The 11,177-nt window shown below is 62.3% G+C and carries 17 protein-coding genes; 12 read left to right on the plus strand and 5 right to left on the minus strand.

Annotated elements, in window-relative coordinates:
• The coding region (locus CQ13_RS41065; protein ID WP_156433676.1) for a DUF3072 domain-containing protein at nucleotides 1–201 on the minus strand (201 nt) is incomplete at its 3' end.
• A gap of 137 nt (nucleotides 202–338) precedes the next feature.
• Here CQ13_RS41065 and CQ13_RS14495 point away from each other — a divergent pair.
• From CQ13_RS14495 to CQ13_RS14515, 5 genes are all read left to right on the plus strand, one after another.
• On the plus strand, nucleotides 339–1,193 hold the full coding sequence (locus CQ13_RS14495) for a YihY/virulence factor BrkB family protein (protein ID WP_057843558.1): 855 nt from the start codon (nucleotides 339–341) through the stop codon (nucleotides 1,191–1,193).
• Between the two features lie 43 nt (nucleotides 1,194–1,236).
• Nucleotides 1,237–2,262 carry a DUF3618 domain-containing protein gene (locus tag CQ13_RS14500; protein ID WP_057843667.1) on the plus strand — a complete coding sequence of 342 codons (1,026 nt, stop codon included), beginning with the start codon at nucleotides 1,237–1,239 and terminating at the stop codon, nucleotides 2,260–2,262.
• A gap of 16 nt (nucleotides 2,263–2,278) precedes the next feature.
• Complete coding sequence (locus CQ13_RS14505) at nucleotides 2,279–2,890, plus strand: hypothetical protein (RefSeq protein ID WP_057843559.1); 612 nt, start codon at nucleotides 2,279–2,281, stop codon at nucleotides 2,888–2,890.
• Complete coding sequence (locus CQ13_RS14510; protein WP_057843560.1) at nucleotides 2,887–3,282, plus strand: phage holin family protein; 396 nt, start codon at nucleotides 2,887–2,889, stop codon at nucleotides 3,280–3,282. Before CQ13_RS14505 ends, CQ13_RS14510 begins: the two co-directional genes overlap by 4 nt.
• Before the next feature lie 68 nt (nucleotides 3,283–3,350).
• Nucleotides 3,351–4,040, plus strand: a complete 690-nt coding sequence (locus tag CQ13_RS14515; protein ID WP_347337040.1) for a hypothetical protein — start codon at nucleotides 3,351–3,353, stop codon at nucleotides 4,038–4,040.
• On the opposite strand, the gene CQ13_RS14520 is transcribed toward CQ13_RS14515, so the two are convergent.
• On the minus strand, nucleotides 4,037–4,276 hold the full coding sequence (locus CQ13_RS14520; protein WP_245309182.1) for a hypothetical protein: 240 nt from the start codon (nucleotides 4,274–4,276) through the stop codon (nucleotides 4,037–4,039). The genes CQ13_RS14515 and CQ13_RS14520 overlap by 4 nt on opposite strands.
• A 368-nt stretch (nucleotides 4,277–4,644) precedes the next feature.
• Here CQ13_RS14520 and secE point away from each other — a divergent pair, with 368 nt between their 5' ends.
• The 5 genes from secE (at nucleotide 4,645) to CQ13_RS14545 (ending at nucleotide 7,762) form a co-directional block, all read left to right on the plus strand.
• Complete coding sequence (gene secE / locus CQ13_RS14525; protein WP_028349074.1) at nucleotides 4,645–4,836, plus strand: preprotein translocase subunit SecE; 192 nt, start codon at nucleotides 4,645–4,647, stop codon at nucleotides 4,834–4,836.
• Between the two features lie 20 nt (nucleotides 4,837–4,856).
• On the plus strand, nucleotides 4,857–5,387 hold the full coding sequence (gene nusG, locus CQ13_RS14530; RefSeq protein WP_028349073.1) for a transcription termination/antitermination protein NusG: 531 nt from the start codon (nucleotides 4,857–4,859) through the stop codon (nucleotides 5,385–5,387).
• Between the two features lie 165 nt (nucleotides 5,388–5,552).
• Complete coding sequence (gene rplK / locus CQ13_RS14535; protein WP_028349072.1) at nucleotides 5,553–5,981, plus strand: 50S ribosomal protein L11; 429 nt, start codon at nucleotides 5,553–5,555, stop codon at nucleotides 5,979–5,981.
• 6 nt (nucleotides 5,982–5,987) lie between these two features.
• Nucleotides 5,988–6,680: a 50S ribosomal protein L1 gene (gene rplA, locus CQ13_RS14540; RefSeq protein ID WP_057843562.1), complete on the plus strand. Its 693-nt coding sequence runs from the start codon at nucleotides 5,988–5,990 to the stop codon at nucleotides 6,678–6,680.
• 128 nt (nucleotides 6,681–6,808) lie between these two features.
• Nucleotides 6,809–7,762: a 2-hydroxyacid dehydrogenase gene (locus CQ13_RS14545; protein WP_057843563.1), complete on the plus strand. Its 954-nt coding sequence runs from the start codon at nucleotides 6,809–6,811 to the stop codon at nucleotides 7,760–7,762.
• Between the two features lie 5 nt (nucleotides 7,763–7,767).
• Here the strand turns inward: CQ13_RS14545 and sigJ are convergent, their stop codons facing one another.
• The 3 genes from sigJ to CQ13_RS42955 form a co-directional block, all read right to left on the minus strand.
• The gene (sigJ, locus tag CQ13_RS14550; protein ID WP_197427342.1) at nucleotides 7,768–8,655 is read right to left on the minus strand and encodes an RNA polymerase sigma factor SigJ; all 888 of its coding nucleotides are present in this window, start codon (nucleotides 8,653–8,655) and stop codon (nucleotides 7,768–7,770) included.
• Nucleotides 8,633–9,103, minus strand: coding sequence for a carboxymuconolactone decarboxylase family protein (locus CQ13_RS14555; RefSeq protein WP_156433677.1), 471 nt, complete (start codon nucleotides 9,101–9,103; stop codon nucleotides 8,633–8,635). The genes sigJ and CQ13_RS14555 overlap by 23 nt, the downstream gene beginning before the upstream one ends.
• 67 nt (nucleotides 9,104–9,170) lie before the next feature.
• On the minus strand, nucleotides 9,171–9,824 hold the full coding sequence (locus tag CQ13_RS42955; RefSeq protein ID WP_156433678.1) for a hypothetical protein: 654 nt from the start codon (nucleotides 9,822–9,824) through the stop codon (nucleotides 9,171–9,173).
• Between the two features lie 351 nt (nucleotides 9,825–10,175).
• Between CQ13_RS42955 and rplJ the strand changes: the two genes are divergently transcribed.
• Together rplJ and rplL are read left to right on the plus strand one after the other, a co-directional pair.
• Nucleotides 10,176–10,694 (plus strand): 50S ribosomal protein L10, encoded by a 519-nt coding sequence (rplJ, locus tag CQ13_RS14565; RefSeq protein ID WP_057843567.1) that lies wholly within the window; start codon nucleotides 10,176–10,178, stop codon nucleotides 10,692–10,694.
• 49 nt (nucleotides 10,695–10,743) lie between these two features.
• A complete protein-coding gene (gene rplL / locus CQ13_RS14570; RefSeq protein ID WP_057843568.1) occupies nucleotides 10,744–11,121 on the plus strand; it encodes a 50S ribosomal protein L7/L12 in 378 nt (125 codons plus the stop codon).
• The last annotated feature ends 56 nt before the right edge of the window (nucleotides 11,122–11,177 follow it).

Raw genomic sequence — 11,177 nt, forward strand, 5'->3', positions numbered from 1 at the left:
CCCACGATATGCCGCCTTTCCGATTCCCGCCGTCACCAACTTTGGGCCATAGCTCTTGAATGCCTCGGCGCAATGCGCCTGCTCGCACAGCGTCTTCAAATAGGATGCCTGAGCCCCAGTCATAGGCTCATCGCCGGAGACCCAATCGTCAGGGTCCTTTTCCGTGTTCGAGTCTATGCGCGTCTTGGAAGTCATTGTCATTCTCCTTATCCACGAACGCGTTTGTTCATGTATTGTTCCGTGCGCCATGACGCACCCGTGAAACTCTAGAGAACTCCCGCCGTTCAGCAAACCTGCCCTCCGTACTTGCGGCGCGACGAGGAGGCGAGGGAAGAGCAATGGCACCCTTGTGGCGGATATTGAAGGCCGCCGTTTTGGGCTTTGTGGCCAACGACGCCTTAAGCAGGGGGGCCTCCATTGCGTTTTATGCCGCGACTTCGCTGGCGCCAGTGCTTCTGATCGTCGTCGCAATCGCAGGCTTGGCGTTCGGGCACGAGGCTGCCCGTGCCGCAATAAGCGAGGAACTCGGCAAACTGCTCGGGCCGGCGGGCGGCGAATTCATCAAGACCATCCTCGCGCGCTCAAGTGATCCGACGTCGGGGATGACCGCGACTGTTATCGGGCTCGTTACCGTCCTGATAACGGCATCGGGCGTTTTCGGGGAAATGCGCACGGCACTGAACGTAACCTTCAAGGCCAAGCCGGTCGACGAGCCCATCTCCTCGTTGATTAAGGCTCGCGTCGCTAGTCTCGGCCTGGTGGCTGCCCTTGGCTTCATGCTGATCGTTTCGTTGGCTGCCAGCGCCGCGCTATCGGCCCTGGAACAGTGGTCTGCTGATCAGGTCGTCCTGAGTGCTCTCAACACGGTCGTATCGCTGGCGATATTCACGCTGTTGTTCGCAGCGATCTACCGGGTACTGCCCGATACGACGATCTACTGGCGCCATCTCGTCCTGGGCGCATTTGTCACAGCCATGTTGTTTACCGTCGGCAAGTCGCTAATCGGCTTATACCTCGGTCGCGCGGCGCCGAGTTCGTCCTATGGCGCGGCGGGTGCACTGATCGTCCTCATGTTCTGGGTCTATTACGCGTCGCAGATTTTCCTGTTCGGTGCTGAACTGACCAAGGCGATCGATGACGAGCGCCATCCAGCCACGCGCGACGAGCGCGAGGAACAATTCAATAGCGCGTGAGTTCGTCTTCAAAATCAACAAATTCCAACAGGGCGGTGACGACATGACACGATCCGTAGAGGAGCTACGACGGGACTCCGAGCAAAGCCGCGCGCAGCTTGCGGCGACCGTTGATCGGCTGAGGGAACAGATCACCGACACTGCAGAAGACATCCGCTACAAGGTTTCGCCGGATGGCATCAAGGCGGAGGTTTCCGGTTTCATCAGTCACAAGACCCAGACTTGGCTTGGCGCGCTCAGGCAGCAAGCGATGGAAAATCCGATGCAGGCGATTGCCGCGGGCACCGCGATTGCGGTGCCCGCGTTGCGGCTGGCCCGCGGTTTTCCGCTCCCGCTTTTGATGATCGGCGCGGGCCTCGCCCTGAGTTCGAAAACCGTGCGCGACCGCGCAGCGGAAGCGGCGGCACCCGCCGTCGAAAGAGCCCGGGAAGTGATGGACGAGACCGCGGCACGCGCGCAGTCGGTCGGCGATAGCCTGCGTCAGGCGGTATCCTCCACCCAGAGCCAGGCAGCCGCCACGGCCGGCGACGCACGGGAGGTCGCGGGCGAGATGGCGAGCGAGACGAGGGATCGGGCCGCCGAGACCGCTGATGCCGTCAGCGGCAAGGTCAGGGCTGGCATGGATGCCGCTTCGGAAATGGCAAATGACACTATGGAAATGGCGAAAGAAAAGGTGGAGCGCGCTCGCTCCTCCGCCACCCGCGCGGCGACCGCAGCACCCGCAGCGGCAAGCAAGGTGATCCGCGACAACGCTGCATTGATCGGCGGCCTGGGAGTGGCGATTGGTGCGATCCTTGCTGCTTCGCTTCCAAGTACCAGGGCCGAGGCCGGCGTAATGGGTAAAGCGAGTGACAGCGCTAAACGCGCCGCCGGCACGGCAGCTCAATCCGGATTCGATGCGGCTAAGGACGCCGTTATATCGGCTGCGGACGCCGCGGCGAAAAGCGTTTCCGACGCCGACCTCGGCAAGCACGCCAGTCGGATCACGGAAGGCGTGACCGAGAGGCTCCAAGAAGTGGCCGATGACGTCGTGACGACGGCATTTGATCCTTCCCGCAACCCCGCATAGCAGAAAAGAGACCGCCATGAGCGATTTGGATATCAACACCCGTAACACCAATTCCTCTCAGAACCAGAATACGACGACGTCGCCCCAGGACTTGAAGGACCAGGCTACCGAAGCTGGCGCAGAGATGAAGCAGCGCGCCGGCGACGCGCTGAAGGCGTCGACGGATATGGCGCGCGAAAAATTCAAGGAAGCGGCGGATGCCGCCAAGGACGTGGCGTCAGGAACTGCCGATCGTCTCCAGGAGCAGGCTGGAGAACAACAGCGTACGGGCGCGGATTTCATCGGCCGGCTTGCCGGCGATATCAGGAATGCGGCGCGCGCGTTCGAGAATGACGCACCGTTTGCTGCCCGCGGCATCAATTCCGCGGCTGAATATGTCGACGAGGCCGCCGACAAGATCCGCAACGGAAGTCTCCGCGATCTCGTCGACGGCGCGACAGATTTTGCGAGGCGGCAGCCTGCGGCTTTTCTCGGTCTCTCGGTGCTTGCCGGTTTCGCCGCGGTCCGCTTCCTGAAGGCATCCGGGAATCAGAGCTCTTCACCGCAAAGCTCTTCCTCATCATACTCGCCTTCATCGTACACGCCATCACCCTCCACCTCGTCCTCCTACAAAGCGGAGGCATCATGAGCACCAAAACGGATCTTCGGACGATCTCGAACTTGCTGGGCGATGCCCTTTCGCAATTCGCCAAGCTGTTTCAAAACGAAGTCGATCTCGCCAAGGCTGAGCTTGGCGAGAAGGTTCAGCAAATCGGTGTCGCTGTTGGCCTAGTCGCGGCCGGCGCCATTCTCGTCGTTCCTGCGGTTGTCATGGCCCTGTTTGCCCTTTCAGCCGCCTTGATCGCGGGAGGATGGTCGCAGCCCGTCGCGTATCTGATCTCCGCGATCGTGGCCGCGGTGCTTGCGGCGATCCTGTTTGCGATCGGCATGAACCGGCTGGACGCGCGGAATCTGGCCCCGCGCGAAACGCTGCGGCAACTCGAAAAGGACAAGGATACCGTGAAGGGAATGGTGCGATGAGCGGAACACAAGGGACTTTCATAGATGGCCTGACGGCTGCTGCCCGCGACAATCCGCTTGCTGCGGCCTTGATCGGAGGCGGCGCGCTTTGGCTACTTATCGGCAATGACAAGTTGAAGGTCGCGGCGAACTCGGTCATGGGCGCTGCCGCGCCGCTTGCCGATACAGTTGCGCGCGGTCAACGGGCCGCCGCTTCCAAATTCGAGAACAGCTACAATTCCGCTCGGGATCGAACGTCCCGCATGCAGGACGAAGCCTCGCGAGGCATTAGTGAAACCGTACGCAACGCTCGAAGCGCGGCTTCCGACACGATGGGGGATGCGGCGGATACGATAAGCGATCGGTTTGAGGAGGGCGTCTCCGGTGCGCGGGAAATGTGGGACCGTCTGGGCAGGGCCCTGCCACGGAGGGAAACGCTGGCTCAGGCGCAAACCTCGCTTTCCGATCTCCTCGAACGACAACCGCTGGTCCTCGGTGCTGTCGGTCTGGCGATCGGCGCCACGGTGGCCGGGGCGTTGGCGAAGTCCGGTCTTGAGGACGAGTGGGTCGGCGACCTCAGCGACAGTTTGAAGGCGGATCTAAATACCCGCGCTGGTGCCGTATCGCAAAGCGTGAGAGAGGCTTCCGACACGCTCAAGGCCGAGTTCTCGGATGCCGGTGCCGAACTGGTTGATCGGGTCCAACAGGCGGGGCACGATGCAATGGATGCCGCCCGAGAAAAAGCGGACGTGACGTCCCGGTCGACCAATATCGGTTAAAACAGCAGTTGAATCAGCGGCTTGCGAGAAAGATCTGCCGCGTTCCCGGAGCTAGCCGAAAAATGCGGTGAGGACTGCCATATCCGAGGTCGCGGCGTGTCGCTGCGCAGGTCGGCATCGATCACCCGCCGGCAGGCATCGACGGTGACGGTGTCGCCGAGGTCATGTGCCGCGTCGAGAATGGTCCATGCGGTCTCGCCCGAAGGTCTTTCGTAGTCCTGGCCCAACAGTGCCAAGGTCGTCTCGCTCCCCAGTGGAGCCAGCAGGATATCCAGGAGCTTTTAAAATCGGGATGGCGGCCTTGTGTGCATTTGAGCCGACGCGGTACCGGCGGTTAACCAATGGCTCCGCCCCGGTCGGTCGGCCACCAGCCAGCCGACAAGGGGGCGCGGCACCCCGTACCTTGACCTTTTGCCCGGGCGGCAGTAGATACCCGCCACCTGCTGCCGGCCCGTTGAGATGCGGATATCCGGCGCGGCTTTGAATTCCCCCGAACAATCGAGCCCGCTTGGCGGCTCATCCTTCGAGAGAGGGCTGGGCGCTAGAGGGCTGTTCGGATTCGCTTTAGATCACAACCGTCTCACGAAGGACGCGGTAACCAACGATGGCTTTCAGCCCGTTCAAATTCCTGCAGGAAGTGCGCTCGGAGACCGCCAAGGTCACCTGGCCGACGCGCCGCGAGACGACGATCACCACGATCATGGTCTTCGTCATGGTTGCATTGGCTTCGATTTTTTTCTTCCTGTCGGATTTGATCATCCGCTACGTCGTCACATTCCTGCTGGGCGTCCAATGATGAGCACCGGAACCCTTACGATGGACAAGCGCTGGTATATTGTTCACGCCTATTCGAACTTCGAGAAGAAGGTGGCGGAATCGATCCGCGAGCAGGCGAAGCAGCGCGGCCTCGAGGAACTGTTCGACCAGGTGCTGGTGCCGACCGAAAAAGTCACCGAGGTGCGCCGCGGCCGCAAGATCGATGCCGAGCGCAAGTTCTTCCCGGGCTACGTGCTGGTGAAGATGAAGCTGACCGACGAGGCGTTCCATCTTATCAAGAACACGCCCAAAGTGACCGGCTTCCTCGGCGCAGAAAACAAGCCGATGCCGATCTCCGAATCCGAGGCGATGCACATCCTGCAGCAGGTGCAGGAAGGTGTTGAGCGGCCGAAGGCTACGGTGTCATTTGAAATCGGCGAGAACGTCCGCGTGGCCGATGGTCCGTTCGCGTCGTTCTCCGGCGTGGTCGAGGAAATTGACGAGGCGCGTTCGCGCGTGAAGGTCGCGGTGTCGATCTTCGGCCGCGCCACGCCCGTCGAACTGGAATTCGGTCAGGTCGAGAAGGTCTGATCCGACATCGTCATTCCCGAGGCAGGCCCGGGCATGACGAGAAGAGGAAGCGGCAACGCTTCCGTAATGCCGTGGAAGGGGACTGACGGTCGCCAGCCGTCATGCGAACCGCACCACGGTCCTGTGAAGCTTCCGGATTGTCCGGAGCAACATGAGGAGCTGTAAATGGCAAAGAAAGTGACCGGATACCTGAAGCTTCAGGTGCCGGCGGGTGCGGCCAATCCGTCGCCCCCGATCGGTCCCGCGCTTGGTCAGCGCGGCCTCAACATCATGGAATTCTGCAAGGCGTTCAACGCGCAGACGCAGAAGGAAGAAAAGAACACCCCGATCCCGGTGATCATCACCATCTATGCGGACCGTTCCTTCACCTTCGAGATGAAGACGCCACCGATGTCCTACTTCCTCAAGCAGGCTGCCAAGATCCAGTCCGGCTCGAAAGCTCCGGGCCGCGACAAGGCGGGCCAGGTGACACGCGCGCAGGTGCGCGAGATCGCCGAGAAGAAGATGAAGGATCTCAATTGCGACTCAGTCGAATCGGCCATGAAGATGGTCGAGGGCTCCGCCCGTTCGATGGGTCTGGAAGTTGCGGGGTAACGGACCATGGCAATCGGAAAACGTTTGAAGAAGGTCCGAGAGGGCATCGATCGCGAGAAGCTCTATCCGCTCGCGGATGCCATCAAGATGGTCAAGGAACGCGCCACGTCGAAGTTCGACGAGACGATCGAGATCGCGATCAATCTCGGCGTCGACCCGCGCCACGCCGACCAGATGGTTCGTGGCGTCGTCAACCTGCCGAACGGCACCGGCCGCACGCTGCGCGTCGGTGTGTTCGCTCGTGGCGCCAAAGCGGACGAAGCCAAGGCTGCCGGTGCTGACGTCGTCGGCGCCGAAGACCTGGTCGAGAAGGTCCAGGGCGGCACGATCGACTTCGACCGTTGCATCGCAACCCCCGACATGATGCCGCTGGTTGGCCGCCTCGGTAAGGTGCTCGGCCCGCGCGGCATGATGCCGAACCCGAAGATCGGCACCGTGACGATGGACGTCACGTCGGCCGTGAAGGGCGCCAAGGGCGGCTCGGTCGAATTCCGCGTCGAGAAGGCCGGCATCGTTCAGGCCGGTGTCGGCAAGGCGTCGTTCTCCGAGGAAAAGCTGGTGCAGAACGTCAAAGCGCTCGCGGATGCAGTGGCAAAGGCAAAGCCCGCCGGCGCCAAGGGCACCTACATCCAGCGCGTGGCGGTCTCCTCCACCATGGGCCCGGGCGTCAAGGTCGAGCCGGGCACGCTGCTCGGCTAGTTTGTGGCGGTTTAAGTGAATTGCAGGGGCGGAATCGGGCGACCGATTCCGCCCTTTGCGTTTGATGTCGCTTTTGCGTAATCGTCGCCCCGTCGGACTTGGCAAGGACTCGGCAAGAAGGAAGAACAATGCCCGAGAAAGTCCTGATCTATTCGCGTTTCCCGAAAGCCCAGATGGAGCGCTTTGGCGAACGCTTTGAACTGCTGAATGCCGCAGGCAAGGCGCCGAATGAGGTGTTCTCCGCCGAGCAACTCGCAGACATCAGAGCGCTGATCACGGCGGGCGGCACGCCGCTGCGAGGCGACGCGATGGACATGTTGCCGAAACTAGGCGCGATCATCTGCTACGGCACCGGCTATGACGGCGTCGATCTGGCGGCGGCGGCGAAACGGAAGATCGCCGTCGGCCATAGCCCAGGCGCCAACGCGGCGTCGGTCGCGGATATCGCGGTCACGCTGATGCTGGCGGCCACGCGACGGCTGCTCGCGGCCGACGATTATGTGCGGGGCGGCAGTTGGGCGGCGGCAAAACCATCGCCGATGATGCGCCCGCAGGCGGGCATGCTCGGCCGCAAAATCGGCGTCTACGGCATGGGCGAGATCGGCCGCAAGATCGCGGCGCGGGTGGCCGCGTTCGAAACCGAGGTCGGCTATTTCAGCCGCCGGCAGCACGATGTGCCGTATAGGTATTTTCCGAGCCTGGATGCGCTGGCCGAATGGTGCAGTGTCCTGATGATCGCGGTGCGGGCGGGCGCCGATACCCATCACGTCGTCGATGCCAATATTCTGCGCAAGCTCGGCAAGGACGGTTACGTCGTCAACATTTCGCGCGGCTCGGTGATCGACCAGCCTGCGCTTATCGCGGCGCTGACCGATCAGACCATCGCCGGCGCGGGCCTCGACGTCTACGCGAAGGAGCCGCATGCGCCGGACGTGCTGACGGCGCTGCCCAATGTCGTGCTCTCTCCGCACATCGGCGGCCATACGCTGGAGTCGCATGTGGCCATGCAGAACTGCGCACTCGCCAATCTCGACGCGTTCTTCGCCGGCAACCCGCTGCCGTACAAGGTGCCGCTTGGCTGACGGGCTCAGTGTATCCCGGCAGGTGGGATGTGGCGCAGCTTGTCGGGATTGCGGACGACGTAGATCGCAGCGATTTTCTCGCCATCGATCGCCATGCTCAAAATAAGGTCGAGTTCGCCATCCAGGTAGAGTAGGGCGCCAATGGCGCCGTTGATGACAGCCTGCTCGATACGGACGTCCTGGCCGGCGGTTTTGCCGGCAATGCCAACGAAGAAGCGGGCGACCTTGTCTTTCCCAACAATTGGATTGCGCGCCGCGAATTTACGGCCGCCGCCATCGGTGATCGCAACCGCATCCTCGCGCAGCAATTCGGCCAACCGGCTGACATCGCCGCTGGCGACCGCTTCGCTGAAAGCGTGCAGGAGGCGCGCGTGATTGTCCGGCGCGGCCGCGGGTAGCGGGCGGTTGTCGCGCACCGCTCGGCGCGCGCGCGAGGCAAGTTGACGGCAGGCGGCCTCGCTGTGGTCAAGCATCGCGGCGATCTCGGAAAACGGCGTGTCGAACACATCGTGAAGCAGGAAGGCCGCGCGCTCCATCGGAGAAAGCCGGTCCAACGCCAGCAACAAGGCGAACGATAGATCGTCGGCCAGTTCGGTGGCGGCTTCGGCCGACAGGCTTTCCGCGTCGCACACCGGCTCCGGAAGCCAGGGCCCGATATAGATCTCCCGCTGCGCCTTCGCGCTCTTCAGGCGATCGAGACAGAGCCGGGTCACGACCGTGACGAGAAACGCTTCCGCGTTGCTGACATCCCGGGCGCCGGCAAAGCGGAGATAGGCGTCCTGCACGACGTCTTCGGCGTCGCTCCGGCTGCCGAGCATGCGATAGGCGAGCCCGAGCAGGCGCCCGCGATGGGGCGCCAGCGGGTCGCCGTCATGCGGCCTGTTTGACGACATCGACATCGTGCCCATTCACCGAAACGCGGCGGCACTCCTTGGCATAGCCGAGCCCGGCTTTCACCATCGGGAACATGCGGCCCAGCTGCAGCGCCAGCGTCAGGTCTATCACGCCTTTAGGGCCCCATTGGGCGCGGACGGCGTCGCGAAATTCGTCGTCATCGGTCGAGCGGCGCACCACGGCATCGGCAAAGCGGAACCCGAGCATCGTCGCGTCATTCATCGCGCGCGGATCGCGGCGAAGAACCGCCTCGATCTGGTCCTTGGCCATGCCCGCCTCCAGCGCCATGTCGACGACCAGTTGCGTGCAGGGGCCGCAATCTTCCGCCAGCGCGCCGACGATCTTGGCGGCGAAGCTGGCATCAGTCGGGACCGCCGCGCGGTGCGCGGCCGTCTTCATGATGGGCGCGAACTTGAAAAAGGCGGCAGGCGATTCGTTCAGCATCATTTCGAGATAGCTGACGTCGTAGCCATAGCGTTTGCCGAATACGCGCAAACTGCGGCGGGCGATCCAACTACGCATGTTGTTCTCCTTGGTTGGGGAAGGCGGAATAGAGGGCGAGTGCGGAGGGCAGGACCACGGCAAGAAGATCGAACGCGGCGTGATGGGCGTGCCCGCTAACGATCAGCACCAGATGGATCAGACCGTGCGCGGCGAGGAAGCCGGCGCCCGCCACGGCCGCCGGCCAATAGCGCGGGCGCCATGCCCGCGCGGCCAGCGCCAGACCGGCCACGAGGAACGCCGCACCAATGTCCTGAACGAAATGTGGGTTAAACGGGCCGGTGTCCGGCACGCCGGGCACGGTTTCGTACCAGAGCGGTCCGGCCACGAGCATGGCCAGCCCGTTCAGAAGCATGGGTATCGCAAGAATGGCTGCCAACTGACGCCGCATCAGAACCTCCTGCGGCCAAGACGAGGCGGGCGTCGCCGGTGTGACGGAACCGTCAAAAAATTTCGATATCCGGAACGAAAATTGTGTGTCCGGCCGGTCCGTGAACTGGTGTGAATTTTGCTCTTGGCAAGCCGGGCAAGAGTCGTTAAACAACAGCTTCCAGGCGTGCTGGCCGTAGCTGGCACGTCTGTGTGCGCATTCCGAAAACCCGTTACGGTAGGAGATCATTCCTTTCAGGACATCCGCATGGATTGCTCGAAAGGAACGAAAACTCATCGTTTCGTGGAATGCGGCAGGGGTCCTTCGCTTGCCGAATGGCCCCGATCCTGTCCGAGACTGCAGGCGCCCGCGAAGAAACGCAAGTTTCTCAACGGCTTAATCTTATAGCCTGCATAGACGGGTGAAGACCGGATTTCGCTTTAGCGTCGCCGTGCGCGGCGCTATGGCTGATTTGGTTCGAACCTCGACACCCCGCGCCATCTGGTTCGGGAGGGCAGGCTTTTCAAATATCGTCTGCCCGGCGTGTCCTTGAGACTGGTGTCTAGAGGTCAGGTTTTGGGCGAGACGATGGGTGCAACCCGGCGGTCTCGCTCTTAAGCGAAGGCCGCCAACCGGAGAGAGCTTGCTGTGGAAAGAGCGGCAAAAAAGGACGCGGTTGAGGCGCTGAACGAGGTCTTCAAGACCACCAGCGTTGCAGTCGTCGCCCATTATTCCGGCCTCACCGTGGCCCAGATGCAGAAGCTGCGTACGCAGATGAAGCAGGCGGGCGCGTCGGTGAAGGTCTCGAAGAACCGTCTCGCCAAAATTGCTCTTGAAGGCACGGACGTCGTTGCCATTGGCTCCCTCTTGAAGGGGCCGACCGTGATCGCGACTTCAAACGATCCGGTAGCGGCGCCGAAGGTTGCCATGGAGTTCGCCAAGACGAACGAGCAGTTCGTCATTCTCGGCGGCTCGATGGGTAAAACCGTCCTGGATGTGAACGGCGTGAAGGCACTTGCCTCCTTGCCGTCGCTGGACGAACTGCGCGGCAAGCTTGTCGGCCTCCTGGTGGCGCCGGCGACCAAGATCGCTCAGCTCTCCACTGCGCCCGCGGCCAAGCTCGCGCGCGTCGTCCAGGCCTATGCCTCAAAGAGTGAAGCGGCCTGACCCTTCGCAATCAAATCTGGTTCGAACCAAACCTTTAAGGAACTGATCAATGGCTGACCTACAGAAAATCGTCGACGACCTATCGAGCCTCACGGTGCTCGAAGCTGCCGAGCTCGCGAAGCTCCTCGAAGAAAAGTGGGGCGTTTCCGCCGCTGCCGCGGTGGCGGTTGCCGGTCCCGCGGGTGGCGGCGCCGCTGCTGCTCCCGTCGAAGAAAAGACCGACTTCACCGTCGTTCTCGCTTCCGCCGGCGAAAAGAAGATCGAAGTCATCAAGGAAGTCCGCGCCATCACCGGCCTGGGCCTCAAAGAAGCCAAGGACCTCGTCGAAGGCGCGCCCAAGCCGGTCAAGGAAGGCGTGAACAAGGACGAGGCCGACAAACTCAAGGCCCAGCTCGAAAAGGCTGGCGCCAAGGTTGAGCTGAAATAACGCAGGTTACTTCAGCGAAATCCCGGGCGAGCGTCAGCGCGCCCCGGGATCTCCTG

Source organism: Bradyrhizobium retamae (genome assembly GCF_001440415.1).
Taxonomy (GTDB): domain Bacteria; phylum Pseudomonadota; class Alphaproteobacteria; order Rhizobiales; family Xanthobacteraceae; genus Bradyrhizobium; species Bradyrhizobium retamae.

Excerpts from the sequence above, each read along its gene's own strand:
- CQ13_RS14495 (WP_057843558.1), top strand. The coding sequence starts at position 339 with ATGGCACCCTTGTGGCGGATATTGAAGGCCGCCGTTTTGGGCTTTGTG.
- CQ13_RS14500 (WP_057843667.1), top strand. The coding sequence starts at position 1,237 with ATGACACGATCCGTAGAGGAGCTACGACGGGACTCCGAGCAAAGCCGC.
- CQ13_RS14505 (WP_057843559.1), top strand. The coding sequence starts at position 2,279 with ATGAGCGATTTGGATATCAACACCCGTAACACCAATTCCTCTCAGAAC.
- CQ13_RS14510 (WP_057843560.1), top strand. The coding sequence starts at position 2,887 with ATGAGCACCAAAACGGATCTTCGGACGATCTCGAACTTGCTGGGCGAT.
- secE (WP_028349074.1), top strand. The coding sequence starts at position 4,645 with ATGGCTTTCAGCCCGTTCAAATTCCTGCAGGAAGTGCGCTCGGAGACC.
- nusG (WP_028349073.1), top strand. The coding sequence starts at position 4,857 with ATGGACAAGCGCTGGTATATTGTTCACGCCTATTCGAACTTCGAGAAG.
- rplK (WP_028349072.1), top strand. The coding sequence starts at position 5,553 with ATGGCAAAGAAAGTGACCGGATACCTGAAGCTTCAGGTGCCGGCGGGT.
- rplA (WP_057843562.1), top strand. The coding sequence starts at position 5,988 with ATGGCAATCGGAAAACGTTTGAAGAAGGTCCGAGAGGGCATCGATCGC.
- CQ13_RS14545 (WP_057843563.1), top strand. The coding sequence starts at position 6,809 with ATGCCCGAGAAAGTCCTGATCTATTCGCGTTTCCCGAAAGCCCAGATG.
- sigJ (WP_197427342.1), bottom strand. The coding sequence starts at position 8,655 with ATGTCGTCAAACAGGCCGCATGACGGCGACCCGCTGGCGCCCCATCGC.
- CQ13_RS14555 (WP_156433677.1), bottom strand. The coding sequence starts at position 9,103 with ATGATGCTGAACGAATCGCCTGCCGCCTTTTTCAAGTTCGCGCCCATC.
- CQ13_RS42955 (WP_156433678.1), bottom strand. The coding sequence starts at position 9,824 with ATGAGTTTTCGTTCCTTTCGAGCAATCCATGCGGATGTCCTGAAAGGA.
- rplL (WP_057843568.1), top strand. The coding sequence starts at position 10,744 with ATGGCTGACCTACAGAAAATCGTCGACGACCTATCGAGCCTCACGGTG.